This is a genomic window from Oxalobacter aliiformigenes, assembly GCF_027116575.1.
In the GTDB taxonomy this organism is placed as follows: domain Bacteria; phylum Pseudomonadota; class Gammaproteobacteria; order Burkholderiales; family Burkholderiaceae_D; genus Oxalobacter; species Oxalobacter aliiformigenes.
This window is the reverse complement of record NZ_CP098252.1, coordinates 117,610-143,507: the sequence shown is the minus strand read 5'-3', so window position 1 is coordinate 143,507 and position 25,898 is coordinate 117,610. Positions and strand designations below refer to the sequence as shown.

Genomic DNA, 25,898 nt, shown 5'->3' with positions numbered 1-25,898 from the left:
GATCCGATAAAAAAATACCCGATTAAACTGCTAATCGGGTATTGAAAAGACCATTTAGGAATAATAATTGCGGAAAACCAATACTGTTAATTGGGTTTTTCTTTCATGGAACCGGTTTCATGCAAACGCTGATGCCAGGAAAGAGCCTTTTCGAGAACATGCGGAGTTTGTCCACCTCTCAGATTGGCTTCTCTGACGTAATCTTTCAGCATGTCCTTGTATTCCCCCTGGACGCAGTTGCTGATAATAGTCTGAGCACGTTCGCGTGGAGCGAGACCTCTGAGATCGGCCAAGCCGACTTCGGTAACGAGAATATCCACGTCATGTTCGGTGTGGTCGACATGCGGAACCATGGGTACGATACTGGAAATGACCCCTCCTTTCGCAACAGATTTTGTTACGAAGATCGCAGTATGGGCGTTATGCGTGAAATCGCCTGAGCCACCGATACCGTTCATCATATGGGTTCCCATGACATGGGTTGAGTTGACATGTCCATAAATGTCGGCTTCGAGTGCCGTATTGATGGTAATGATTCCCAAACGCTGAATGACCTCAGGGTGATTTGAAATTCGTTGAGGACGTATCACGACATGTTTCTTGTATCGGCCGAAGTTGCCGAATACTTCGCGGCTTTTCTGGTCGGACAATGTAATGGCTGTTGCCGATGCGAAATCCATCATGCCTGCGTCGATAAGCTCGAACGTCGAATCCTGCAATACTTCCGAATACATGGTCAAATGGCTGAATGGACCTGTCTGGAGACCGGACATGACGGCATTGGCAATAGTACCGATACCGGATTGCAGGGGACGCAGATTTTGTGTCAGGCGACCATGTTTGATTTCGTTCTTGAAAAAATCTATCAGGTGACCCGCGATCTGGGCTGTTTCCCCGTCAGGAGGCAGATTCTGGGAAGGTGTATCCATTTCATCCGTAATGACAATGGCGACGATCTTTTCCGGAGGAACGGATATGCCGATGCTGCCGACGCGGTCTCTTGGTGACATGATGCCGATCGGTGCGGCATTCGGGAAATGGCTTGCACAATAAATATCATGTGCTCCTTCCATTTCAAGCGAATAACTCAGATTGACCTCGACGATGACCTTTTTTGCCTGTGCCGCGAATATTTCGTTGTTTCCCACGGAAGCGGTCGGGACAATTTCACCGGATTCCGTAATGGAAACCGCTTCAATAATGGCGACATCAACGGGTTTGACTTGTTGTCTTCGCAATTGCTCGCCAGTTTCCGACAAATGGTTGTCGACATACATAATTTCGCCACGATTGATCGCGTTGCGTAATGTACGATCTGTTTGAAACGGCGAACGCCTTGCCATGACGCCCGCATTGGTCAATGCGCTGTCGACATCGTTTCCGAGGGAAGCACCGGTGATTACCGAGATTTTTAGAGGATGGGTGGCCGCTTTTTTCGCTATGGCATGAGGAACACTTTTAACGCACCCTGCCAGGGTGAAACCGCTCATGCCGACGGTCATTCCGTCTTTGACATGTTCGGCTGCCGCTTCGGCACTGGTGACCTTGTTTCTTAATTCAGGCAGACGAATACGTTTTTGTAAAACATCAATATTCATGACACCCCGTTCAGATAAAAAATTTACCTTGTATAACCCTGATTATTCAGGACGAAGTTTACTTATAAAAAGCCGGTGCTGTTTAAGGCTTGCCGTCTTTGATCAATTTGCAATTCAGCAGCAATAACAATCCAGGTAAGACGAATATCTGAACTTCCGGCATAATCAATCGCCCAGCGATATCGGTATTTCCGGAAGCTGAAGTCGCCGAAGTATATCACCGGATTGTCAAAACACATAACATTACGGTAAAAAAATCACTTCCGGCCGGTGATTTTTTTACCGTAACAAATGGTAAAACTGCATGGTTGTTTTCCAAGAAGGTTTTTTTAAATCAATAACTCACAGGAAATAAAAAGATTTACTGTTTAGACCATCTACCAATATATAGCACCGAAATGCGTATTGTAGTGAACCGGAAATGGTGCCGGCTGCAGGACTTGAACCCGCCACCCCATGATTACAAATCATGTGCTCTACCAGATGAGCTAAGCCGGCACTGAAAAAAAAGTATTCTAACTTATTTTATTCTTGTTAAGGTAGGTTTTTTTGCAGGTTTTTCAACCGGTGCCGTTTCTGTACCGGATTTGGGTTCGGAAGGTTCGAAACCCATTCCCTGCCCGTTTTCACTTGCATAAATGGCAGCGATATTTTCTACCGGAATATAGATATCCTGAGGTATGCCCCCGAATCTTGCCTTGAACTGGATGGCCGTATTGCTCATGTTCAGGCCGCTGGTCGCGTCATAACTGATATCCAGAACGATCTGGCCATCCCGAACGTACTGCATAGGAACCCGTGCGAAGGTTCCGACTTTGACAGCAATATAAGGGGTATATCCATTGTCGGTACACCATTCATGAATTGCCCGAAGCAAATAAGGTTTTGTTGGGATTTCAGCCATAATCCTCATCCTGCTGGAATGATTAGCGACGCATGACTTTTTCCGGCGGAGTCAAAGCTTCAATATAGGCTGGACGGGAAAAAACCCGTTCTGCGTATTTCATGAGCGGCGCCGCTGTTTTGGAGAGTTCGATACCGTAATAGTCGAGTCGCCATAACAGTGGTGCCAGAGCAACATCCAGCATCGAGAACTCATCTCCCAGGACGTATTTGCTTTTCTGGAACAAAGGGGACAAGGCGGTCAGATATTCCTTGATTTGTGTCCGGGCTTTTTCATGATTGGCCGCGGCATTTTCCGACTTGTCGTTCTCGAGTGTGTTGACGTGAACGAAAAGTTCTTTTTCGCAATTGAACAGCATCAACCGGGCTCTTGCACGCATCAGAGGGTCTGCCGGCATCAACTGGGGATGCGGAAACCGTTCATCAATGTATTCATTGATAATGTTGGATTCATAGAGGATGAGTTCTCTTTCGACCAGAATGGGAACCTGACCGTACGGGTTCATTGCAGATATTTCTTCTGGCTTGTTAAAGAGGTCGATATCTCTGATTTCGAAATCCATGCCCTTTTCGAAAAGCACGAAACGACAGCGCTGTGAGAAAGGACAAGTCGTTCCAGAGTAGAGAACCATCATGATATTGTTCCTTTATTGCAGAAGAAAATAATCAAATTATGGATGCCGCAGGTTGCATTGCCGACCGGTTAATCAGGAAAATAAAGTGGCCGAAGTATCGGGGATCGTGATAACCGGAAAAATTGACAAGACCGGCAATGCATATGGCTGCGTATTATAAAGGAGTGCCATTCGGTTTTAAAGAGGAAGCTGTCTTCAGGCCGGGACGGCAGAAAGAAGGGACGTCAAACCGGATTGTCGATATCAATATATTCGTGGTGAATGCCGAATTTTTTCCTGAGGCAATCGCCCAGGGCCTGTATGCCGAACTGCTCGGTTGCGTGATGCCCGCAAGCCAGATACGTTATGCCGTATTCACGTGCTTCATGGACAGTACGTTCGGATATTTCGCCGGACAGGTAGACTGTCGCTCCTGCCTGTACGGCATCGGGTAGCAGGTCTTGTGCAGCGCCACTGCACCATCCGATGGTATCGAGTTTTTGTTCCGGTTTGCCGATAATCAGGGGAGGTCTGCCCAGTTTTTTCCCGATCCATGCCGCCAGATCGGAAACGGTGACCAGTTCGGGAACGGTTACCATGCCAAGCCAGCCCAGATCGTTTTCGCCGAATCTGCCCGTTGTGGTGAAACCGAGCACTTTGGCCAATTGACTGTTGTTTCCGAGAACGGGATGACAGTCGAGTGGCAGGTGATACGCCAGCAGGTTGATATCATGGGATAAAAGCAGCTTGATGCGTTTTTGCTTGGGGCCGGTTATACAGGCATTTTCATTTCGCCAGAAATATCCGTGATGGACCAGAATGGTATCGGCTTTGGATTCTATTGCCGCTTCAATGAGTGCCAGACTGGCTGTTACGCCACTGACAATGGATGAAATTCGGGATTGGCCTTCCACTTGCAGTCCATTTGGACAATAATCACGAATAAATGCAATTTTTAATTCATCTGCCAGAAATTTAACGACTTCGTTTCTGTCTACTGTTTTTTGACTCTTTATCCTATTCATATCATGCGACGTCTTTGGCTGTTGTTTGCTCAAACTATAACAGTTTGTCTGGCGATCTGGTTTGTTGTTGTGACCCTGAAGCCCGAATGGCTCGATCTGGACAAAAAATCCCTGATGCCTGATACACAGGTTCGGGAAGGTGTTGCCGAGGCAGTCCCGGCTCAATCCTCCTATCGTGAGGCGGTTTCACGGGCGATGCCTGCTGTTGTCAATATTTATACGACCAAGGAAATCCGGCAGCCTCAAAGTCCGCTTCTGGATGATCCTTTCCTGAAGCGGTTTTTTGGTGAGCGTTTTAACGATACCGAAAAGCAAATGAGTCTGGGGTCAGGAGTCGTGGCGACTCATGATGGTTATATTTTGACGAACAATCATGTTGTGGAGACGGCTGACCAGATCGAGGTGGCATTTGAGGATGGAAGAAAGGCCGCGGCCAAACTGGTCGGGACGGATCCGGAAACGGATCTGGCCGTTATCAAGATCAATTTGCCGGATTTGCCGGCAATCACATTCGGCGATGTTGAAAATGCCCGGGTAGGTGATGTTGTTCTGGCAATAGGTAATCCGTTCGGAGTCGGGCAGACTGTTACTATGGGCATAATCTCCGCGCTCGGGCGCAGCCAGCTGGGTATCAATATTTATGAAAATTTTATACAGACGGATGCGGCAATCAATCCAGGCAATTCGGGAGGGGCGTTGATTGATACAAGTGGGAATCTGCTGGGAATCAATTCCGCCATTTATTCACGCAGTGGTGGCTCGCTGGGTATCGGTTTTGCCATTCCCGTTTCTACGGTGAAGACCGTTATGGATGCGATTATCAGCAAGGGACAGGTCATCAGGGGATGGATTGGCGTAGAACCGAGAGATATCACTCCCGAACTGGCGGAAAATTTGTCCCTTGGCAGAGAAGAAGGAGTCATTATCGCTGCCGTTCTCAAGAACGGTCCTGCGGACAAAGCGGGTGTCAAGCCGGGCGATATTCTGGTTTCCGTAGAAGGACAAACCATTTCGAACATATCTGAGATGTTCAATCTGATTGCCAAGCTCAAGCCAGACAGCAAAACGAAGATTGTCGTCTTGCGTGAGGGCAAGGAATTTCCGCTGGAGATTATCGTCGGCAAAAGGCCTTCCAAGAAAAAACTGGAGAACCAGAGCCAGTAAAAAAAAGGCATACTGAATGGTATGCCTCTTTTTGCGTGAGTATTCTATCAGTTCGGTGTTTTCCATGGACGTGGTCCGCCCATCAGATGGATGTGCATGTGATAGACATCCTGCTTGCCGTCAGGTCCGGTATTGACCACTACCCTGAATCCGCCTTGTGGTGTTCCTGTTTCCGTGCCGGATACCGCGATTCCCTCTTCCCGGGCCAGTTTGGGTATCAACGCCATCATTTCACCCAATAAGGCAGCATCATCTTCGCTACAATGCGATAGCGTCGGAATGTGTTTTTTGGGAATAATCAGCAGGTGAACCGGAGCCGCCGGATGAATGTCCTTGAAAACCATGATCCTTTCGTTTTCAAAAACAAGCGTTGATGGCAATTCTTTTTTTACGATTTTGCAAAAAATACAATCTTCCATTATCGGATCTCCCCGGTTCAGTCTATCTGCAAATTATCAGGATACTTTCTTGCGTGACGCTTTTTCCTCTATGCCTGACATTCCCTCGCGACGTGCCAGTTCCTTCAAAACATCATCAGGCGTCAGGTCAAATTGTGCCAGAAGAATCATGGTATGAAACCATAAGTCGGCACATTCATAGACCAGTTTTCCGGCAGGCATATTGTTACGGATATCCTTGGCAGCCATGACGGTTTCAGTCGCTTCTTCGCCGACTTTTTTCATTATAGCGTCATCGCCCTTGGCAAACAGGCTGCTGACGTAGGATTTTTGAGGGTCGCCACCATTCGCCAGTTTTCTGGATTCAATAACGGATGCGATTCTTGAGAGAATATCGTTCATTTGTATATTTCCGAAGGTTTTTTCAATACGGGATCGACAGCAATCCACTGGATATTTCCTTCTGTATTTTCGGGGTGCTGGTAAAAGCATGAAAGTCTTCCGGTATGGCATGCCAGCCCGGTCTGTTCAACGAGAAATAACAGGGCATCGTTATCGCAATCAAGACGTATATCGACGATTTTCTGAATATGTCCCGATTCCTCCCCTTTATGCCAGAGTCTGTTTCTTGAGCGGCTCCAGTATACAGCTTCTCCGCATTGCAGGGTCTTTTCCAGTGCCGTACGGTTGATCCAGGCCAGCATCAGAACCCTGTTCGTTGAAACGTCCTGTGTAATGACCGGAACGAGTCCCTGCTCGTTCCATTGAATAACATTCAGCCAGTCTTGGTTCTTCATAAGCGTACCGGAATATTTTGGTCAGACATGAATTTCTTGGCTTGCTGTACGGTATATTCGCCATAATGGAAGATACTGGCGGCCAGTACCGCATCTGCATGGCCTTTCTGAATACCCTCGGCAAGATGCTGCAAATTGCCTACGCCGCCGGAAGCGATGACGGGAATATTGACAGAATCGGATATGGCACGGGTCAGTTCGATATCGAATCCGCTTTTGGTTCCGTCCCTGTCCATACTGGTGAGCAGGATTTCTCCAGCGCCCAGATTTTCGATCTTTTGGGCCCATGAAACGGCTTCGAGTCCAGTCGGATTGCGGCCGCCATGAGTGAATATTTCCCATCTTCCGGGAGATACCTGTTTTGCATCGATTGCAACGACAATACATTGTGATCCATAACGGGATGAAGCATCCGCAACCAGCTGGGGGTTGGTAACGGCAGATGTATTGATACTGACCTTGTCGGCACCTGCGTTTAACAGACGTCTGACGTCTTCGACTGTACGGACCCCTCCTCCTACTGTCAGGGGAATGAAAACCTGTGAAGAAACGTCTTCGATGATATTCAGGATAAGATCGCGCTGGTCACTGGAAGCCGTTATATCCAGAAACGTCAATTCATCCGCACCCTGGTCGTTGTAACGGCGTGCGATTTCGACAGGATCGCCGGCATCCTTGAGTTCGACGAAATTGACTCCCTTGACGACCCGGCCGGCTGTTACGTCAAGACATGGAATGATTCTTTTGGTCAACATAACCTTTTTCCCCTGACTTGGTTGCGTCACAGCTCGGACAGTTCATCTGCACGAATCTGGGCTTCTTCAAGATCGAGGGTCCCTTCGTAGATGGAACGTCCGCAGATCACTCCCTCGATTCCCTCGCCTTGTACAGCGCAAAGTGCTTCGACGTCTCCCAGATCGTGCACTCCGCCAGATGCAATGACCGGCACTTTTACGGCACGGGCCAGTTTGACTGTCGCCTCGATGTTGACACCCGCCATCATACCGTCACGGCCGATATCCGTATAAATGATTGCCTCTACACCGTAACCTTCGTATTTTTTTCCAAGTTCGATCACATCGTGACGGGAAAGCTTGCTCCAGCCATCGGTAGCCACCTTGCCGCCTTTGGCGTCCAGACCGACGATGATCTGACCGGGGAAAGCGCCACAGGCATCCTGCAGAAATCCCGGGTTTTTGACAGCTGCTGTTCCGACGATAATGTAGGAAAGACCGTGATCCAGGTAACGTTCGATTGTATCAAGATCGCGGATGCCTCCGCCCAGCTGAACGGGGATCTCGTCAAGGTCATTGTCCTCGGCATAATCCTGAACAACCCGGATGATGTCCTTTACAGCCGCTTCATTGACAGGTTTTCCGGCAAATGCACCATTCAGATCGACCAGATGAAGCCGTCTGGCGCCTCGTTTCAGCCAGTGTAATGCCATTTCGGCGGGGTCTTCGGAAAATACCGTAGCTTGGTTCATATCACCCTGTCTCAGTCGTACACAGGAGCCATCTTTCAAATCAATAGCAGGAATAAGCAACATGATAAAGCAATATTGGAAAAGTGATTAAACAATCAGTAAGTGTTTACTGTCAGGGATTCCAGTGGATAAAATTTTTGTAAAGCTGAAGGCCTGCGGCTGCGCTTTTTTCCGGATGGAACTGGGTCGCGAAAATATTTTCATGAGCGACAGCACTGCAAAAAAGGGTGCCATATTCGGTATTGCCGACTATATGCTCCTGATGTTTTGGAACAGCGTAAAAACTGTGGACGAAATAAAAGAAGCTTTTGTCGTCAATACCTTTCCAAAGCGGGTGAGACCGGTTCTGAATGACTTGGTTCCATCCCATTTGGGGGACTTTGTATCGCGAGCCGTCGTTTTGGCGCTGATCGTCCAGTCGGAATCGTATCACTTTGCCCGGAATAAGGCCGAGTCCTTGCGTATCGCCTTCTTCACTCCAGTCGAGAAGCATTTGTTCTCCGACACAAATTCCGAAAACCGGTTTTTTCCCGGCAGCTTTGACGAGTTCTTCTTTCAGGCCTGATTTTTCAAGAGAGGCCATGCAGTCCGGCATGGCTCCCTGGCCAGGCAAAACAATACGGTCTGCCTCTTGTAGGTCGGATACCCTGCCTGAAACAAGAATTTCCATGTCAGGTGCGACAGCCCGTAACGCCTGCGCTACGGAACGCAGATTTCCCATGCCGTAGTCAACAACAACTATTTTTTTCATAGGGATCAAAAGGTCAGAATAAAGATGAAATGCAGCAGGAGTTACAGAGTTCCTTTTGTCGACGGAATCGTATCGGCGGCCCTTGGATCCCGTTCGGCAGCCATACGTAATGCACGTCCAAAGGCCTTGAATACGGTTTCGCACTGATGATGGGCGTTTTCTCCACGCAGATTATCGATGTGCAGCGAAATCCTAGCATGGTTGACCAGACCCTGGAAAAATTCACGTACAAGGTCCAGATCAAAACGGCCGGTTGTTGCGCGGACAAAAGGTACATGAAATTCCAGATAAGGTCGTCCTGAAAAATCGATGACCACTCTTGAAAGCGATTCATCAAGCGGAACATAGGCATGACCATACCGGCGAATGCCTTTTTTGTCGCCGACCGCCTGAAACAATGCCTGGCCGAGCGCGATGCCGATATCCTCAACGGTATGATGGTCGTCAATGTGCAAGTCGCCCTGTGCCTGTATATCCAGATCAATCAGACCGTGGCGGGCGATTTGATCCAGCATGTGATCGAGAAACGGAACGCCGGTTGCAAGATTCTGGCGACCGGTACCGTCCAGATTGATTGTGACATGAATCTTCGTTTCGTTGGTATTGCGGATAACTTCTGCGGTTCTGGGCGCTGACATAATGTGTTTTGAAGTGATTATTGAATACAGGCACTAAACTGGTCCAGGAATTGTCTGTTTTCTTCAGGTGAACTAACCGTAATACGCAGGCAATTTTGAAGAAGTGTATGCATTTTACCCATATTTTTGATCAGAATTTTACGGGACAGCAGTTTTTCGAAGACTTCATTGGCGTCGGGGATTCTGACAAGCAGGAAATTGGCCCGGGAGGGAAATACTTCGACACCTGGCAATTTCTCAAGTGCTTGTGCCAGTTTTTCACGTTCGGACCGGATAATGGCCGCCTGTCTGTTGAAAACATCGATGTGGTCCATCGCGAATTCAGCTGTTGCTTCTGTCAGAACGTTCACATTATACGGAGGACGAACCTTGTCGAATTCTGCCAGCAGTTCTGCTGTGGCAGACATGTAACCCAGTCTGATTCCCGCCAGACCCAGTTTTGAGACCGTTCTCATCACAACCAGATTGGGATAAACCGGCAGTTTTGACATGAAGCTCGCTTCGGCAAAAGGCTGGTATGCCTCGTCACTGATGACAATACCCTTGTCACTCATGGCTTCGATGATTCGGATCACGTCTTTTTCTTCAAAAAGAGTGCCGGTTGGATTGTGTGGCTGGGAGAGATAAACAACCGCAGGCCGGTGCTCTTCGATGGCGGAGAGCATGGCTTCGGTATCGAGTGTGAAGTCGGTTTTCAGCGGTATTCCGATGAATTCCATACCGGCAAACTGGGCCGTCAGGGCGTACATGACGAAACCCGGAACCGGAGCAATCATTTTGGCAGGATGATCTTTCGTGGCACAGGCCTGTGCGACCAGCGAAATGAGCTCGTCAGAGCCGTTTCCCAACATGATGCCGTATCCTTCCGGAATTCCCATACACCGGCATATTTTGGCTTTCAGATTGGTATAGGAAGGAACCGGATAGCGGTTCAGTGCCACATTCGCCAGCCGTGATGCCAGTTCGACTTTCAGGGCTTGCGGCAAAGTATATGGGTTTTCCATGGCATCCAGTTTCAGAAAACCCTCTGAATCGGCGACCGCATATGCCGACATGGCCCGAACATCCGGCCGGATGACCTGATCGATTAAAGACATAATGGTTTGTATCCGTATTATTGTTTTTCAATTCTCAGACCGGCACTGCGAGCGTGTGCTTCAAGCCCCTCACCGGTTGCCAGTTCCACTGCGATTTTACCCAGTGTCTGTGCACCTTCGGCACTGACGCAAATGAGACTGGAACGTTTCTGGAAATCGTAAACGCCGAGTGGTGAGGAAAAACGGGCCGTTCTTGATGTCGGCAGAACATGATTGGGGCCGGCACAGTAATCGCCAAGTGCTTCCGAAGTGAACCGCCCCAGGAAAATGGACCCGGCATGACGGATCAGTTCGGCCCAGTGTTCCGGATTTTCTGCCGAGATCTCCAGATGTTCCGGAGCGATCCGGTTCGCGATTTCGCACGCTTCTTCCATGTTTTTTACGTGGACCATCGCTCCTCTGGAAGACAGTGATTTTGTGATAATGTCTTTACGAATCATGCCAGGCAACAATTTCTGGATGCTGTCGTTGACGCGGTCGAGATAGCTTGCATCCGGTGAAATCAGGATGGACTGTGCCATTTCATCATGCTCTGCCTGTGAAAACAGATCCATCGCTACCCAGTCCGGATGGGTCGATCCATCACAGATAACCAGAATTTCGGAAGGGCCTGCAATCATATCGATACCGACAGTACCGAAAACCCGTCGTTTTGCCGCAGCGACATAAGCGTTACCCGGACCGACGATTTTATCAACAGACGGAATGGTTTCCGTCCCATAGGCCAGAGCACCGATGGCCTGTGCGCCACCTACGGCAAACACCCGGGTGACACCAGACAGAGCCGCTGCCGCCAATACCAGTTCATTTCTGGCGCCGTCAGGAGTCGGTACTACCATCACGATTTCCGTTACTCCCGCGACATTGGCGGGAATGGCATTCATCAGTACGGAAGACGGATAGGCTGCCTTGCCGCCCGGCACGTAAATACCCACGCTGTCCAGCGGTGTTACCTTTTGTCCGAGGGACGTACCGTCCTCGTCCGTAAACGTAAAACCGTCACTGCCGCAGGAACGTTTCTGATATTCATGGTATTTCCGGATACGGTTTGCTGCGGCCTGCAATGCCGCGCGGCGTTCTGGCGTCAGTGAGGCGAGCGCTGCTTCGCAATCTGTTTTCGATATCTCCAGTTCGGCAGCGGAGTTGACGGACAGGCGGTCGAAACGTCGCGTGTACTCCAGAACAGCCTTGTCGCCATTGGTTTTGACGTCGGCCAGAACATTGGCGACGACAGAATTGATGGATTCATCTTCTTTTTCCTCGAAGGCCAATACATTGGCCAACTGGTTTTTGAAATCACTCTGGGTTGTAGCCAGTCTGCGGATTTGAACGGTCATGATTTCACACTCATTCGGTTTGTTGGTTGGGTTCAGAATAGGTCGAAGCCGCTTTGAATGCGTCCAGTATAGGCTGTAACATCTGGCGCTTCAATTTCAGGGAAGCCTGGTTGACTATCAGACGGGACGTGATTTCCTGTATCTGTTCGACTTCTACCAGATTGTTTGCTTTTAGTGTATTTCCGGTGCTGACCAGATCGACGATGACGTCTGAAAGGCCGACAAGCGGCGCCAGTTCCATGGAGCCATAGAGCTTGATGATATCGACATGAATCCCCTTTTTGGCAAAGTGTTCTCTGGCCGCTTGCACGTATTTGCTGGCGACTCTCAGGCGAGCGCCTTGCCGGATGGCCTTTTCGTAATCAAAATCTTTTTTGACTGCGACGGAAAGCCGGCATCTCGCGATTTGCAGATCAATCGGCTGATACAGCCCGGTACTGCCGTTTTCCTGAAGGACATCTTTGCCGGCGACACCGAAATCGGCTGCTCCGTACTGGACATATGTCGGTACATCTGTGGCGCGAACAATGATCACGCGGACCTGAGGCTTGTTTGTCGGAAGAATCAGTTTACGGGATGTTTCCGGATCTTCCAGAACAGTAATGCCGGCTGCTTCCAGAAGTGGCATGGTTTCTTCGAAAATCCGCCCTTTGGACAGGGCAAGGATCAGTTCCTGTGATGGTCTTTCTGCTGTCTGGTTCATTGTTTCACTCTTATGATATCGGCTCCAACGGCGGATAGTTTCACTTCCATCTGATCATATCCGCGGTCGAGGTGATAGATCCGGTTAACGTGGGTTTCTCCGTGCGCGGCAAGGCCGGCGATGACAAGTGATGCTGAAGCGCGCAGATCTGTTGCCATAACCGGTGCACCGACCAGTTTGCCTACGCCCGAAATAAATGCGGTATTCCCCTCTGTTTTGATGCGTGCTCCCAGCCGGTTCAGTTCCTGTACATGCATGAATCTGTTTTCAAAAATTGTTTCGATGACATGGGTCGCTTCGGCAGCGAGACAGTTTACGGCCATGAACTGGGCTTGCATGTCGGTGGGGAAACCGGGATATTCCGTCGTTCTGAAATTGACGCCTTTGGGACGGTTTTCCATCTTGATACGAATCCAGTCATTGCCGGTCGATATGTCAGCTCCCATTTCACGGATTTTATTCAGGGCCGACTCGAGTATATTATCGCGCGTTTTGGTCAATGTGACATCTCCGCCCGTTGCTGCGACAGCGCAAAGAAACGTTCCGGTTTCGATACGGTCGGGAATGACTTCGTGTTTCGCACCGTGTAACCGGTCTACCCCGTGGATGACGAGCCGGTCGGTTCCGATACCCTCGATTCTGGCACCCATTTTGATGAGCAAGTGAGCCAGATCGGTCACTTCGGGTTCACGGGCGGCATTTTTGATGACTGTTTCACCTTCGGCCAGAGTGGCTGCCATCAACAGATTTTCCGTTCCTGTCACGGTAATCATATCAGTGACGATTCGTGTACCTTTCAGCTTGTTTGCCCTTGCGTAGATGTAACCAGCCTCGATTTCGACTTCGGCGCCCAGTGCACGCAGTCCCTTGATGTGTTGTTCGACCGGTCGTGAACCGATGGCACATCCTCCCGGAAGAGATACTTTGGCCTCACCGAAGCGGGCAACCAGAGGACACAGGACCAGGATAGCGGCTCTCATGGTTTTGACCAGTTCATAGGGAGCGTAAAAATTATGAACAGCACCTCCATTCAGAATCATTCTGTTCCCGTCTTTTCTGACGGTAACTCCCATTTGCTGCAACAGTGTCAGCATGGTCTGGACGTCTTTCAGGTGGGGAACATTGGTCAGTTCAATATCGTCGGCTGTCAAAAGGCTTGCGCATAAAATAGGCAAAGCGGCATTTTTCGCACCGGAAATCTTGATTTCGCCATTAAGGCGGTTGCCACCATGAATAATTAACTTGTCCATTTAAAAAATCTTTAATATTTGGCTTATATATTTGAATGTTTTCGTCAGTTGTTTGCCCTGCGATTTCCGTACAAATGTCAAAAACGCAATTTATATCCTTTTTGCAATAAATGCACGGCTAAAAGTGCCAGAAGCAAAAAAAAGATGCTGACTATGCAAAAACTTGTCCAGGGATTGACATCCGAGTGGCCGAAAAAACCGTATCGGAATCCGTCCACGAGGTAAAAGAACGGGTTGAATTCCGAGACTCGTTGCCAGAAAGCCGGCAACGAGTGAATCGTGTAAAAGACGCCTGACAAGAAAGTTGCTGGCATAATCAGGAAATTCTGGAAGCTGGCCAACTGATCGTATTTGTCTGCCCAGATTCCGGCAATGATTCCCATGGTTCCGAGAATGGCTGAACCGAGAAAGGCGAAGAAAAGTATCCAGATGAGCGAATGAAGCAGTGGCTGGGCAAACCAGACTGTAATAATGAAGACGCCTGTGGCAACGATCAGTCCGCGAACGACAGCTGCCAGCATATAAGCCAGATACAATTGCCAGTGCGAAATAGGGGCCAGCAAAATGAAAACAAGGCTGCCGTTGATTTTCGACTGGATCAGGGAGGATGATGAATTGGCGAAAGAGTTCTGAAGGAGACTCATCATGACCAGTCCCGGAACGAGAAAGGTTGTGTATCCTACCCCGGGATAGATCTGGACATAGTCTTCCAGTGCATGACCGAATATCAGCAGGTAAAGCAACGCTGTTACGATCGGTGCCGTTATGGTTTGTGTTGCGACTTTCATGAATCGCAATACTTCTTTATAAAAAAGCGTTTGAAAAGTGATGGCAAACACGTCAGTTCAGTCGAGAATCCATGATTTGTAAAAAAACATCTTCCAGATCGGGTTGTCTGAATTGCAGATCATTGACGACGATATGATATTTTCTCAATTCGGAAAGTATTTTTTCAATGTCTGTAAAATGGCTGATCCGCAGTGTCCAGGTTCTGGATGTGTGGCCAATGTCACATTGCGAGACCAGCGGTTTGAGTGAATCGGGCAAATCCCTGTCATCAAGCTGTAGAATTAGTTGTGATTCAGCTACGCGATGCAGGAGCGCTTCTGTCGTATCCAGTGCCACCACACGTCCGTTTTTCAGCATGGCTATCCGGTTACACCAGTTTTGGGCTTCCTCCAGATAATGGGTCGTGAGCACAATGGTATGTCCTTCCCTGTTCAGTCTGCCTATAAATTGCCACAATGTCTGTCGAAGCTCAACGTCAACTCCCGCAGTCGGTTCGTCAAGAACGATAACCGGGGGTTTGTGGACCAGTGCCTGTGCGACCAGTACACGGCGTTTCATTCCGCCGGACAGTGCTCGCATGTTGACATCGGCCTTGTCGGCCAGATCAAGGTTCGACATGATCTCATCAATCCAGTCATCATTATTTTTCAGACCGAAATAACCGGACTGGAGGCGTAATGTTTCCCGAACCGTGAAAAAGGGATCGAATACCAGTTCCTGGGGAACGACTCCCAGTTTTTTTCTGGCTGTCCGATAGTCGTCGATGACATCAAAACCTGATATCCGGATGTGCCCGCTATCGGCTCTGACAAGTCCGGCCATGATGGATATCAGTGTCGTTTTCCCTGCCCCGTTCGGTCCGAGCAGGCCGAAAAATTCACCCTCTTCGACGGAGAAAGAAACATCTTTCAAGGCATGAAGAGATCGATAACTTTTGTTGATCTGACAGATATCGATGGCACTCATTTTGTGAAACGGATGGGTGAAATTGGTGTCGGGCTGAATGGATTTTGGCCTGGGGACTTAAGGGAATATTTTCCTGTTGCCATCCTGCATGAATGTATCTGAAGTTCACCGGAAGTTTTTCAGGATAATGCCAACAAGTCGTTTACACCATATACTGATGCCAGACTGACAAGATTTTCCGGTGTGTTTATGAAGTGAAGAGGCGAATGGTTTTGCAATGCGGCGCGTTGCCAGGCTAGCAACACGGCGATACTGGCAGAATCAACCTGTGCCAGATTTTCAAGGTCACATTCATGTTCTCCGCGCGCTATCGCCTGAAGTCCTTCCTGAAGAACGTTTTTTGCATTGGAAAAATTGAGCGATGTTATGGCAAAAGACATGAATGGACACACTTTCTGTTTGTTTATTTTGCGGAATTGCCTGATGATCCTGCCTTACCCGAAGCGAGCTGCTTGTTCTTCTGGGCGAGAACCGAAATCAGCCCATCGATACCGGAGCGGCTGATTTCACTGGCAAACGTTCCCTTGTAGGTTTCGACAAGCCAGGCACCCAAGACGCTGACATCATAGATTTTCCAGCCATTGTCGGTTTTCTCCATACGATAGCTGAGTTCAATCGGTTCACCGCCTCGTGGCTGAATGATTCTGGAATAAACAATGACATCGGTTGCATTGGGACTCATGCGCAAAGGTTTGAACTCAAGACGCTGATTGTCAACCTTGGAGACAGCATTCGAGTAGGTGTAGACCAGCAAGTCCCTGAATTCCTTGGTCAACTGTTCTTTTTGTGCAGGGGTTGCCTGACGCCAGTAACGGCCCGCAGCCAGTGATGTCATGCGCTGAAAATCGACATGCGGAAAAATTTTGGTTTCAACAAGTGTGTAAATCTGTTTTTGATTACCCTTTTTGATTTCCTTGTTGGCTTTGGCTGCATCCATCACTTCCTTGCTGATACGTTTGACCAGGGCGTCGGGTGCTTCTGTCGCGTTTGCGCTTGCAGTCAAACCCAACATGCATGAAGCCATCAGAAAAATAAACCATTTTTTCAGAGTATTCATTTTTTCAGAATCGTTAAAAATTGATGATCAGTTTGCCGGTATTGTTTCCGGTTTGGCTTTTGCCTGCCCTGCCGTATTTTCTTTTGCTGTCTTGCTGAGAGGAATGGCCGGTTCGGGCTTGATGAAAGGTTCGGAAGCGGTCACTTCTTCCCATTCGCCGTCGCCGCTGTCACTTCCGTGAACCTGTTTGTAACGACGCTGCAGGAAAGCATCCCGCATGAATTCGTACTTGTCCAGCGAGGCGTCATCAACCAGTGACGAGGCGTCCAGCAGAGCTGCACGGTAATTGACTGCCCGGACGACGATACCCGCATTACGCAAGCGGATATTGTCTACATAGGTCCATGGATCGCCATACCATTCGGCAGGCAGTGCAATGGTGTCGCGAAGCGTCGACGGACCCAGAATCGGAAGAACAACGTAAGGTCCCGATTCCATTCCCCACACGCCGAGGGTTTGACCGAAATCGGCGTGGTGTTTCGCCAGTTTCAGATCAGACGCCACGTCGATCAGGCCACCCAGACCGAAAATGGTATTAACGGTGACGCGGGTGACATCTGAAAGACCTTTTTGCCCTTCACCCTGCAGAAAATTGTTGAATGCCGTCCAGACATCCGCGATATTCCCGAAAAAGTTGGTGACCCCCGTCTGGACGATATCCGGCAACACGTTTTTGTAAATGGTGGCGACCGGTTTGAAAATGACGTTGTCAAAGGCTTCATTGACGGAAAACATGACCCTGTTGTAATTTTCAAATGGATCATTCGGATTGTTGGTCGCGCAACCGGTTGTCAAAAGAGCCGCCGCCACCAGGGCGGCTGCGGGTTTTGCTAGACGTTTCAGACGGTTCATGGGAGTTACCTTTATTCTTCTGCGGCCTTACTGTAAAGAAACTGACTGATCAGATTTTCCAGAACAATAGCGGACTGCGTCATTTTGATCTGGTCTCCGGCCGTGAGGTTGGCCTCGTCTCCTCCCGGTTCAAGACCGACATACTGTTCACCAAGCAGTCCGGAAGTCAGGATTTTCGCGCTGCTGTCTTTTGGAAATTTGTAGCGCTCCTGCAACTGGAGCGTAACGAGTGCGCGGTAATCCTGATCATCGAAAGAAATGTCACCCACCCTCCCGACAACAACGCCGGCGCTTTTTACCGGAGCACGAGGCTTCAGACCTCCGATATTGTCGAAACGGGAAGATACCGTATATGTCTTTTCGAAAGAAAATGAACTCATGTTTCCGGCCTTCAGGGCAAGAAACATCAGTGCAACGGCACCGAGCAATACAAAAAGACCAACCCAGATATCCAGTGATTTACGCTGCATGAATATACCTCTGTCAATGCATCCGCTCTTTCGATAAAACCAATTATAAGGTTGATTTCGTTTTATTCGAAGGATGAATTAAAAATTAGTTAAACATTAGGGCCGTCATGATGAAATCCAGCCACAAAACCAGTAAAGAAGAATAAACGACCGTTCGGGTTGTTGCGCCAGAAACCCCTTCCGGGGTCGGTTTCGACTCATATCCCTGGAACAGAGCCATGAATGTTACCGCGAATCCGAAAACCAGGCTTTTGATAACACCATTGCCGATATCGTTCCAGATATCGACACCTTCTTGCATTTGCGACCAGAACGCTCCGTCGTCCACACCAATCAGTACAACGCCGACAATATATCCTCCAATGACTCCTGCCGCACTGAAGAGTGTCGCCAGAATCGGCATGGAGATGATGCCTGCCCAGAAACGGGGAGCGAGAATTCTTTTGACGGGATTGACGGCCATCATATCCATGGCCGCCAGCTGTTCGCCGGCTTTCATCAGGCCTATTTCCGCCGTCAGGGATGTGCCTGCCCGACCGGCATAAAGCAAGGCGGTTACCACCGGCCCCAGTTCGCGTGTCAACGCCAGTGCAACGAGCACGCCAAGAGCCTGTTCGGAACCATACCGGACAAGGATGTAATAGCCCTGAAGACCCAGCACAAAACCGACGAACAGACCGGATACACAAATGATGACCAGCGATTTGTTCCCAATAAAAAATATCTGGTCCGTAATGAGACGGGGACGTTTCAGGAGCCGGGGCAGTGCGCCGACGAGAGAAACGAACAAACGGGCAGCATAACCGATATCGTCAATTGACTTGCGGGTTCTGTACCCCAGATTGCTGATGAAATTGCTCATGGTGCTTTCTCCATTCCGAGGTCAGCTGCTATGGATGGACCGGGGTAATGGAACGGTACCGGGCCATCCGTTTCAGCATGAACGAACTGATGTACGTAGGGATCGGTCGATTCCATCATTTCAGCCGGAGTACCGTGTGCAACGATTTTCCCTGATGAAATGAAATACACGTAATCGGCAATGGAAAAGGATTCGGTCACATCGTGTGATACCAGGACGGACGTCGAATGGAGTGCATCGTTCAGCTTGCGGATCAGGTTGGCTGTAACACCCATTGAAATGGGATCCAGTCCTGCAAAAGGTTCATCGTAGAGGATCAGTTGGGGATCCAGTGCGATAGCGCGAGCCAAGGCAACCCTGCGTGCCATGCCACCGGAAATTTCACTGGGCATCAGCCCGGCTGCATTTCTTAGTCCGACAGCATTCAGTTTCATCAATACAAGATCATGAATCAGTTCCTCGGGCAGATCGGTTTGTTCACGGAGAGGAAATGCGACATTTTCAAAAACTGACAGGTCAGTGAAAAGAGCACCGTACTGGAACAACATGCCCATCTTTCGTCTGAGTCGGTATAGTGAAGTGGTTTCCAGCGGTTGTACGACTTCACCGTCGACAGTAACATCGCCGCTTTTCGGAATCAGCTGGCCGCCGATCAGACGCAATATGGTGGTTTTTCCTGAGCCGGAACCGCCCATGATGGCAACGACTTTTCCTTTTGGAAAAGTCATGTTTATGCCGGAAAGGATTTCGCGGTCTCCATAGCCAAAAACGAGATCGCGAATTTCAACAATATTGGACACAGTAAGATTCTTGATTGCAGTTAATCCCGTATTGTAATCCACCGCTTGGCGATGAAAGAAATCTTTTACAAATTTGCAGTTGTTTTAATTCAACGTGTTACCGGTTTGTAGCGTAATCGTTTCGGTTTGGCGCCTTCTTCTCCCAGCCGTTTGCGTTTGTCTGCTTCATATTCCTGATAATTGCCTTCGAAGAAAGTGACTTGCGAGTTTCCTTCAAAGGCAAGAATATGTGTCGCGATACGGTCAAGGAACCACCGGTCATGGGAAATAACGATGACACTGCCGGCGAATTCCAGAAGGGCGTCTTCCAGTGCGCGCAATGTTTCGACATCAAGGTCATTGGAAGGTTCATCCAATAACAGGACATTGCCGCCTTTCATCAATGTTTTTGCCAGATGAAGACGTCCCCGTTCGCCTCCGGAGAGATTGCCGACTTTTTTTTGCTGATCGCTTCCCTTGAAATTGAAACGGCCCAGGTACGCGCGGGCATTCATTTCAAAGCGGCCGACAGAGATCAGATCCGTACCTTCGCTGATGTCTTCAAATACGGTTTTGTCGTTGTCGAGAGCTTCTCTCGACTGATCGACAAGTGACAACCGGACCGTTTTTCCGATCAGGATTTCACCCTGGTCTGGTTGCTCTTGTCCGGCGATCATTTTGAACAAGGTGGATTTGCCGGCTCCGTTCGGGCCGATGACTCCGACAATTGCACCGGCCGGGATAATGAAACTCAAATCGTCGATTAGCAGACGGTCGCCAAAACTTTTGCTGACGTGACGGAATTCAATGACATCGTTTCCCAGTCTTTCTGCGACGGGAATGAAAATTTCCTGGGTTTCATTCCGTTTCTGATATTCGTATTCGGACAATTCATTGAAGCGGGCGAGCCGGGCCTTGCTTTTTGCCTGTCTTCCCTTGGGATTTTGTCTGACCCATTCCAGTTCCTTGGCGATGGTTTTCTGGCGGGCAGATTCTTTTTGTTCTTCCTGTTTCAAACGCAGGTTTTTCTGGTCAAGCCATGAACTGTAATTGCCCTTCCAGGGAATACCCTGCCCCCTGTCCAGTTCCAGGATCCATTCGGCTGCATTGTCGAGAAAGTAACGGTCGTGGGTGATTGCAACGACTGTTCCTGGGAAACGATGCAGAAACTGTTCGAGCCATTCCACCGATTCTGCATCGAGATGATTGGTCGGTTCATCAAGCAACAGCATGTCGGGTTTGGATAACAACAACCGACACAGAGCGACACGCCGTTTTTCACCTCCCGACAGTATCTTGATTTTTGAATCCCACGGAGGAAGGCGCAAAGCATCGGCAGCCATTTCCATCTGCTGTTCCGTTTTCCCTCCGTCGGCAGCTGCAATGATCGCTTCAAGTCGGGCCTGCTCTGTCGCCAGTGCGTCGAAATCAGCATCGGGTTCGGCGTAAGCGGCGTATACGGCGTCCAGCTTTTTCTGGGCCTCGATGATTTCCCCCAAACCGGATTCAACGGCTTCACGTACGGTCTGCTCCGGGTCAAGTTCGGGTTCCTGTGGCATATACCCGATTTTGATACCCGGCATCGGTATCGCTTCTCCCTGGATTTCGTTGTCGATACCGGCCATGATTTTCAAAAGGGTCGATTTGCCGGCCCCATTCAGACCGAGGACACCGATCTTCGCGCCCGGGAAAAAGGAGAGCGAAATGTCTTTCAGGATTTGACGTTTCGGCGGTACCACTTTGCCGACACGGTTCATTGTGAAAACATATTGAGCCATAGTGATTTGTGCAATGAGCGGAACAAATGATACTGACGTTAATGCATCGGTCAGAAAAAACTAGAAAATATCATGCGCAAAAAACTTGCGCAAATGCATTGTCATGAAATTGCATTGTTGACAATTTTGGGAATTTATCCTTTTTTGAATAAAAATAGGACGTAATTATTTGCTTTTCGATCAGGTTTATCCTATCGTGCGAAAGTTGAGATAACGAATAGGAGCAGAATTGGCGATAAAACCGGAAAAGCATGGCATGGCTGCGATGACGATTGCTGCGATCGGCATCGTCTATGGCGATATAGGAACCAGCCCGTTGTATACGATGAAAGCGGTATTCATTGAGGAACATGGACTTGCCCTGATACCGGAAAACATCATTGGCATCATTTCACTGATTATCTGGGGGCTGATCATTGTCGTCGGGCTCAAATATGTCTACATGATGCTTAAGGCGGATAATCGTGGTGAAGGTGGGATCCTGGCTCTGGTCGCGCTGGCTCATAATTCGTTGCCGGAAAAATCCAGATGGCACATGCCTTTATTGACGATGGGGGTATTCGGTGCCGCACTGTTTTATGGTGACAGTGTCATTACGCCAGCCATATCGGTTCTTTCGGCAACAGAAGGTCTTGAAGTGGCTACACCATTTTTCAAACCCTATATTGTACCGATTGCCATTGTCATTCTGGTCGTGCTCTATGCCATTCAGTCGACCGGTACGGCAGGGATCGGGAAATGGGTCGGCCCCCTGATGATTATCTGGTTTCTGTCGCTGGCGGTAATGGGGATTGTCAATATTATTGAAGCGCCGCAAATTCTGGTTGCGTTGAACCCGCTAAATGCCTGGCAGTTCGTTCATAATAATGCCACGGTCGCTTTTATCGCACTGGGTGCTATCGTACTGGCTTTTACCGGAGCGGAAGCCCTGTATGCGGATATGGGACATTTTGGTTCCAGCCCGATCCGGCGTGCCTGGTTTATGCTGATTTTTCCCGCCTTGTCTCTGAATTATCTGGGGCAGGGCGGTTTGTTGCTTTCGAATCCCGCAGCCATTTCCAATCCGTTTTTCCAGCAGCTTGGCTCGTGGAGTATTTATCCTCTTGTTTTTATCTCGACCATCGCTGTCATTGTCGCTTCCCAGGCCACCATTTCCGGGGCTTTTTCGATCACACGTCAGGCCATTGGTCTGGGACTTCTTCCCCGAATGAAAATCGTGCATACCTCGGCATCTGAAATCGGGCAGATATATATACCGACAGTCAACTGGCTCCAGATGACAGCTGTCCTACTTGCGATTATCGGTTTCGGTTCATCGGACAATCTGGCCGGTGCTTACGGTATTGCAGTGACCGGTACAATGGCTATTACAACCGTGCTCCTGTTTTTTGTCATGTATTACCACTGGAAGCAAAATTTGTTTGCCTCTTTGGTGGTATCGTTTTGCTTTTTTGTAGTCGATATTTTCCTGTTCTCTTCCAATGTGCTGAAAATCACGAGCGGTGGGTGGTTCCCATTGGCTTTGGGGGTTTTGCTTTATGTATTGATGCTGACGTGGAGAAGAGGGAGAAAGCTGGTCGGGGCGAGCCAGAAAAGACATGCCATTCCGCTGGATTCTTTTTTGCAGTCTCTGTTTTTCGCTCCGCCACAACGAGTCAAGGGAACGGCGGTTTTCCTGCGTGGTGAAAATGACGGGGTTCCGCAAGCGCTGCTGCACAATCTGTCACATAATAAAGTGCTCCATGAAAGGGTGTTTTTTCTGACGATACATACCCGGGAAGTGCCATGGGTTCCCCGTTGGGAGCGGGTCAGGATCCATGATCTTGGCCATCAGTGTTATCAGATAGATGTCTATTATGGTTTCAAAAATGAACCGGATATTCCGAAAGTACTCGAACTTTGCAGGGAACATGGTTACAGTTTTGACATGATGTCCACGTCATTTTTTGTGTCAAGACAGACATTGATACCGTCTCCCAAGTCAGGAATGGTCAAATGGCGCGAACATCTCTTTATCTGGATTTCCAGAAATGCGCGCAGTGCCGCGGACTATTACCAGATCCCGACAAACCGGGTGATTGAACTGGGAGCCAGAGTCGAAATTTAATCAAAAAAACCGGTTTCAAACCGGTTTTTTTACGGATATTTCAGAAAAACAGTTCGGGTTCTTTTCTTCGGCTGAAGCGTTCAATGAATTTCCCCTTGAATTTTTCGTAATCGGCACCTCTGTATTGTCTTGATTCGCTTGGGCATGCGTTAATGCAGGCACCGCATGAAATGCACAATCCTTCATCTGTTCTGGTTTCGGTTTCTGTAACGGAAATGGCGCCAACCGGACAAATCTGGGCGCATGTTCCGCAGAGATTGCAATCTTCGCCTGACGAAGGTTTCATCGGTACCGGTTTGGCTTCCTTGTAGGGAAAGTTGCCTTTTACTTCAAACGGGACAAATTCTTCCGGTGCGGACAGTGAATCGAGTTTTTCGGTACATTTCCTGGTAAAGTCCCTGACGAGTGCCAGATCATTTGTGTCGGGACGGTCTGTCGCGACTTGCGGGAATATGGAATGACGTGCCACGAAAGCGGCGGCACCAACAACAAAAAAACCGTTTTTTTCCAGAATGGTTTTCAGTTCCAGCAGTGCGTCGTCATATTCACGGTTGCCGTAAACGACAACAGCTATGGCTGGAGTATCGTTTCCTTTCAAGTGTATCAGGCTTTGGGTGCAGTAATCGGGAAGCCTTCCGTTGTAAACGGGCATTGCCGCGACGGTCAAACGATCGGCGGTGATCGGAAAATCATCCTTGATCGGCTTCAGCAAGAGATTGTGAGCGTTTTTGCGACCGGGCAATACACTGCCAATGGTTTCGATTATTTTTCTTGTCGTGCCTGTTGCACTGAAATAAACGAGTTCGGTTTCTCTAAACTGCATTGACGTCTCCTTTTGTCTGTTGTCGCAACGATATTTTCAAGTATAAATGATCGGGATGTCTAAATCTGTTGTTTGAAGTGAAAGTCGCAGGTGCCGGTCAGGAAAAGAAATTATAGTGAAGTCAAAAACGGGCTACTTGAAATCATGGTTGAAGCACGATAATATTTTCGCTTCAAATATTTTGAATGCAAATTATATCCGAAATGGATGCTTACGATCGCAAGAGAATGAAATTGATGATGTCGCTGACACAGACATCGAAGGCATACAAGGCGATGGCCGACAGGCGTGTGTCTGGTTTTGGGCTTTCACAGGCTATGGCATTGCCGGCTGTCATGATCAGCCGCATGGGTAATCATGTGCGTTTAAGTGATGTCGCCGAATTGCTGGATCTGGCACCCTCCTCTCTGGTCAGGATAATGGATCAGCTGATTGAGGCGGGATTGCTGGTGAGAGTTGAGGATGAAAGCGACAGAAGGGCGAAAATTCTGACGTTGACCGATGAAGGGTTGAAAAGGGTTGATTTGATTGAACAGGCTTTTTCACCGTTTCGCCGTGAATTGTTGAAAGATGTGACAGAAGAAGACATTGATGCCTGCCAACGGGTTTTCGATGCATTGGGGGGCGCGATCAGAAAATATGACGATTCACGGGAAACCTGATCGTTTGCAGTCTGTTGACCGTATGATCATCATTCAGGATTCGCTATCTTTAAGCTGTAATGCCATTTCGTAAAGTTTTTTCTTTTTGATTCCGGTTATTCTGGCAGCCAGACTGGCAGCGGAGCTGACCGGGAGTTCTTCAAGCAGGACGGATAGGACATGTTGCGCCTGCAAGTCCGTTTGAGCCGATGTCGTGGTTCCTTCTACGAGCAAAACGAATTCGCCTTTTTGATGGTCCGGATTTTGTTCCAGCCAGGCTGTGGATTCAAAGAGGGGACATCGGTGAATTTCCTCAAACAGTTTTGTGATTTCGCGTGCAATGAGAATTTGTCTGGAGGGTTCGAAAACATCGGCCAGCGTTTTGAGGGTTTCCCTGATGCGGTGCGGAGCTTCGTAAATAACGAGAGTTGCGTTGACATTTTTCAGATTCAGCAGAAACTCCCGGCGTTGAACGGCCCGGGTCGGCAGAAATCCGACGAACAGAAAATGCTTGTCCGGAAAACCGCTTGCTGAAAGCGCTGTAATGGCGGCAGACGGTCCCGGAATGGGAATGACATTTAAACCCGACTGGCGTACGGTGTCGACGATTTTTGCTCCGGGATCGGATACGGCTGGCGTGCCGGCATCCGATACAAGTGCAATGCGATCACCATTTCGCAGCCGGTCGATCAGCTTGGCCGCTATTTCACGTTCGTTGTGTTGATGTGCACTGATCAGTTCCTTGCTCAAGCCGTAAAAAGAAAGCAGATTTCTTGTAACACGTGTATCTTCACAGGCAACCGCATCAACCAGTCCAAGAATATGCAGAGCTCTCAGACTGATATCACCCATATTACCGATTGGTGTACCGATCACATATAATGTCGAATCGGGAATGGTTTGGTGTGACAGTGATTCCATCAGTTTCTGTATAGACACGGACGACTCCTTCAGGTATTCATGAGCGTTTTCTCATATCGGGATTGTGATGGAGTGGATGGGTAAATACAAGT

General features: G+C 48.9%; 29 protein-coding genes and 1 tRNA gene. 3 read left to right on the top strand and 27 right to left on the bottom strand.

Annotated features, from left to right (window positions below; genetic code table 11):
• Nucleotides 1–86: 86 nt before the first annotated feature.
• The 5 genes from NB647_RS00730 to NB647_RS00710 all read right to left on the bottom strand — a co-directional run bounded on the left by NB647_RS00730 (nucleotide 87) and on the right by NB647_RS00710 (nucleotide 4,140).
• Entirely contained in the window at nucleotides 87–1,598 is a 1,512-nt protein-coding gene (locus tag NB647_RS00730; protein WP_269280875.1) for a succinate CoA transferase, read from the bottom strand.
• A 422-nt stretch (nucleotides 1,599–2,020) separates the two neighbouring features.
• A tRNA-Thr gene (locus NB647_RS00725) sits at nucleotides 2,021–2,096 on the bottom strand.
• 22 nt (nucleotides 2,097–2,118) lie between these two features.
• The gene (locus tag NB647_RS00720) at nucleotides 2,119–2,502 is read right to left on the bottom strand and encodes a ClpXP protease specificity-enhancing factor (protein WP_269264639.1); all 384 of its coding nucleotides are present in this window, start codon (nucleotides 2,500–2,502) and stop codon (nucleotides 2,119–2,121) included.
• A gap of 22 nt (nucleotides 2,503–2,524) precedes the next feature.
• Nucleotides 2,525–3,136 carry a glutathione S-transferase N-terminal domain-containing protein gene (locus tag NB647_RS00715; protein ID WP_269264638.1) on the bottom strand — a complete coding sequence of 204 codons (612 nt, stop codon included), beginning with the start codon at nucleotides 3,134–3,136 and terminating at the stop codon, nucleotides 2,525–2,527.
• Between the two features lie 224 nt (nucleotides 3,137–3,360).
• Complete coding sequence (locus NB647_RS00710; protein ID WP_269283636.1) at nucleotides 3,361–4,140, bottom strand: Nif3-like dinuclear metal center hexameric protein; 780 nt, start codon at nucleotides 4,138–4,140, stop codon at nucleotides 3,361–3,363.
• A gap of 3 nt (nucleotides 4,141–4,143) precedes the next feature.
• Here NB647_RS00710 and NB647_RS00705 point away from each other — a divergent pair, with 3 nt between their 5' ends.
• The gene (locus NB647_RS00705; RefSeq protein WP_269283635.1) at nucleotides 4,144–5,304 is read left to right on the top strand and encodes a Do family serine endopeptidase; all 1,161 of its coding nucleotides are present in this window, start codon (nucleotides 4,144–4,146) and stop codon (nucleotides 5,302–5,304) included.
• Between the two features lie 47 nt (nucleotides 5,305–5,351).
• On the opposite strand, the gene NB647_RS00700 is transcribed toward NB647_RS00705, so the two are convergent.
• From NB647_RS00700 to ettA, 20 genes are all read right to left on the bottom strand, one after another.
• Nucleotides 5,352–5,723 carry a histidine triad nucleotide-binding protein gene (locus NB647_RS00700; RefSeq protein WP_269280866.1) on the bottom strand — a complete coding sequence of 124 codons (372 nt, stop codon included), beginning with the start codon at nucleotides 5,721–5,723 and terminating at the stop codon, nucleotides 5,352–5,354.
• 36 nt (nucleotides 5,724–5,759) lie between these two features.
• Nucleotides 5,760–6,104 (bottom strand): phosphoribosyl-ATP diphosphatase, encoded by a 345-nt coding sequence (locus NB647_RS00695; RefSeq protein WP_269283633.1) that lies wholly within the window; start codon nucleotides 6,102–6,104, stop codon nucleotides 5,760–5,762.
• A complete protein-coding gene (gene hisI, locus NB647_RS00690) occupies nucleotides 6,101–6,499 on the bottom strand; it encodes a phosphoribosyl-AMP cyclohydrolase (protein WP_269283631.1) in 399 nt (132 codons plus the stop codon). The genes NB647_RS00695 and hisI overlap by 4 nt, the downstream gene beginning before the upstream one ends.
• Nucleotides 6,496–7,254, bottom strand: coding sequence for an imidazole glycerol phosphate synthase subunit HisF (gene hisF, locus NB647_RS00685; RefSeq protein WP_269283629.1), 759 nt, complete (start codon nucleotides 7,252–7,254; stop codon nucleotides 6,496–6,498). Before hisF ends, hisI begins: the two co-directional genes overlap by 4 nt.
• 26 nt (nucleotides 7,255–7,280) lie before the next feature.
• Nucleotides 7,281–8,048: a 1-(5-phosphoribosyl)-5-[(5-phosphoribosylamino)methylideneamino]imidazole-4-carboxamide isomerase gene (hisA, locus tag NB647_RS00680; RefSeq protein ID WP_269283627.1), complete on the bottom strand. Its 768-nt coding sequence runs from the start codon at nucleotides 8,046–8,048 to the stop codon at nucleotides 7,281–7,283.
• A gap of 49 nt (nucleotides 8,049–8,097) precedes the next feature.
• Nucleotides 8,098–8,736: an imidazole glycerol phosphate synthase subunit HisH gene (gene hisH, locus NB647_RS00675; protein ID WP_269283625.1), complete on the bottom strand. Its 639-nt coding sequence runs from the start codon at nucleotides 8,734–8,736 to the stop codon at nucleotides 8,098–8,100.
• Between the two features lie 41 nt (nucleotides 8,737–8,777).
• A complete protein-coding gene (hisB, locus tag NB647_RS00670; RefSeq protein ID WP_269280852.1) occupies nucleotides 8,778–9,374 on the bottom strand; it encodes an imidazoleglycerol-phosphate dehydratase HisB in 597 nt (198 codons plus the stop codon).
• 17 nt (nucleotides 9,375–9,391) lie between these two features.
• Nucleotides 9,392–10,471, bottom strand: a complete 1,080-nt coding sequence (gene hisC, locus NB647_RS00665; RefSeq protein ID WP_269283622.1) for a histidinol-phosphate transaminase — start codon at nucleotides 10,469–10,471, stop codon at nucleotides 9,392–9,394.
• A 17-nt stretch (nucleotides 10,472–10,488) separates the two neighbouring features.
• Nucleotides 10,489–11,808 carry a histidinol dehydrogenase gene (gene hisD, locus NB647_RS00660; RefSeq protein WP_269264627.1) on the bottom strand — a complete coding sequence of 440 codons (1,320 nt, stop codon included), beginning with the start codon at nucleotides 11,806–11,808 and terminating at the stop codon, nucleotides 10,489–10,491.
• A gap of 10 nt (nucleotides 11,809–11,818) precedes the next feature.
• On the bottom strand, nucleotides 11,819–12,511 hold the full coding sequence (gene hisG / locus NB647_RS00655; protein WP_269264626.1) for an ATP phosphoribosyltransferase: 693 nt from the start codon (nucleotides 12,509–12,511) through the stop codon (nucleotides 11,819–11,821).
• Nucleotides 12,508–13,761 (bottom strand): UDP-N-acetylglucosamine 1-carboxyvinyltransferase, encoded by a 1,254-nt coding sequence (gene murA, locus NB647_RS00650; RefSeq protein ID WP_269264625.1) that lies wholly within the window; start codon nucleotides 13,759–13,761, stop codon nucleotides 12,508–12,510. Before murA ends, hisG begins: the two co-directional genes overlap by 4 nt.
• A gap of 77 nt (nucleotides 13,762–13,838) precedes the next feature.
• Nucleotides 13,839–14,600 (bottom strand): ABC transporter permease, encoded by a 762-nt coding sequence (locus tag NB647_RS00645; protein WP_269264624.1) that lies wholly within the window; start codon nucleotides 14,598–14,600, stop codon nucleotides 13,839–13,841.
• A gap of 1 nt (nucleotide 14,601) precedes the next feature.
• Nucleotides 14,602–15,516 (bottom strand): ABC transporter ATP-binding protein, encoded by a 915-nt coding sequence (locus NB647_RS00640; RefSeq protein ID WP_269283620.1) that lies wholly within the window; start codon nucleotides 15,514–15,516, stop codon nucleotides 14,602–14,604.
• A 119-nt stretch (nucleotides 15,517–15,635) separates the two neighbouring features.
• Complete coding sequence (locus NB647_RS00635) at nucleotides 15,636–15,896, bottom strand: STAS domain-containing protein (protein WP_269264622.1); 261 nt, start codon at nucleotides 15,894–15,896, stop codon at nucleotides 15,636–15,638.
• A 23-nt stretch (nucleotides 15,897–15,919) separates the two neighbouring features.
• Nucleotides 15,920–16,573: an MlaC/ttg2D family ABC transporter substrate-binding protein gene (locus NB647_RS00630; RefSeq protein WP_416143570.1), complete on the bottom strand. Its 654-nt coding sequence runs from the start codon at nucleotides 16,571–16,573 to the stop codon at nucleotides 15,920–15,922.
• Nucleotides 16,574–16,600: 27 nt separating this feature from the next.
• Complete coding sequence (locus NB647_RS00625; protein WP_269283618.1) at nucleotides 16,601–17,425, bottom strand: MlaA family lipoprotein; 825 nt, start codon at nucleotides 17,423–17,425, stop codon at nucleotides 16,601–16,603.
• Nucleotides 17,426–17,436: 11 nt separating this feature from the next.
• Entirely contained in the window at nucleotides 17,437–17,895 is a 459-nt protein-coding gene (mlaD, locus tag NB647_RS00620; RefSeq protein WP_269264620.1) for an outer membrane lipid asymmetry maintenance protein MlaD, read from the bottom strand.
• A gap of 85 nt (nucleotides 17,896–17,980) precedes the next feature.
• Nucleotides 17,981–18,757, bottom strand: coding sequence for a lipid asymmetry maintenance ABC transporter permease subunit MlaE (mlaE, locus tag NB647_RS00615; RefSeq protein WP_269264619.1), 777 nt, complete (start codon nucleotides 18,755–18,757; stop codon nucleotides 17,981–17,983).
• Nucleotides 18,754–19,557, bottom strand: a complete 804-nt coding sequence (locus tag NB647_RS00610) for an ABC transporter ATP-binding protein (protein ID WP_269264618.1) — start codon at nucleotides 19,555–19,557, stop codon at nucleotides 18,754–18,756. The genes mlaE and NB647_RS00610 overlap by 4 nt, the downstream gene beginning before the upstream one ends.
• 89 nt (nucleotides 19,558–19,646) lie before the next feature.
• Nucleotides 19,647–21,314 (bottom strand): energy-dependent translational throttle protein EttA, encoded by a 1,668-nt coding sequence (ettA, locus tag NB647_RS00605; protein ID WP_269264617.1) that lies wholly within the window; start codon nucleotides 21,312–21,314, stop codon nucleotides 19,647–19,649.
• Nucleotides 21,315–21,570: 256 nt separating this feature from the next.
• Here ettA and NB647_RS00600 point away from each other — a divergent pair, with 256 nt between their 5' ends.
• Nucleotides 21,571–23,421 (top strand): potassium transporter Kup, encoded by a 1,851-nt coding sequence (locus NB647_RS00600; RefSeq protein ID WP_269283616.1) that lies wholly within the window; start codon nucleotides 21,571–21,573, stop codon nucleotides 23,419–23,421.
• Nucleotides 23,422–23,461: 40 nt separating this feature from the next.
• Here the strand turns inward: NB647_RS00600 and NB647_RS00595 are convergent, their stop codons facing one another.
• Entirely contained in the window at nucleotides 23,462–24,244 is a 783-nt protein-coding gene (locus NB647_RS00595; protein ID WP_269283613.1) for an EFR1 family ferrodoxin, read from the bottom strand.
• Between the two features lie 185 nt (nucleotides 24,245–24,429).
• Here NB647_RS00595 and NB647_RS00590 point away from each other — a divergent pair, with 185 nt between their 5' ends.
• Nucleotides 24,430–24,906 carry a MarR family winged helix-turn-helix transcriptional regulator gene (locus NB647_RS00590; protein ID WP_269264614.1) on the top strand — a complete coding sequence of 159 codons (477 nt, stop codon included), beginning with the start codon at nucleotides 24,430–24,432 and terminating at the stop codon, nucleotides 24,904–24,906.
• 33 nt (nucleotides 24,907–24,939) lie between these two features.
• On the opposite strand, the gene rsmI is transcribed toward NB647_RS00590, so the two are convergent.
• Nucleotides 24,940–25,806: a 16S rRNA (cytidine(1402)-2'-O)-methyltransferase gene (gene rsmI, locus NB647_RS00585; RefSeq protein ID WP_269284679.1), complete on the bottom strand. Its 867-nt coding sequence runs from the start codon at nucleotides 25,804–25,806 to the stop codon at nucleotides 24,940–24,942.
• Between the last annotated feature and the right edge of the window lie 92 nt (nucleotides 25,807–25,898).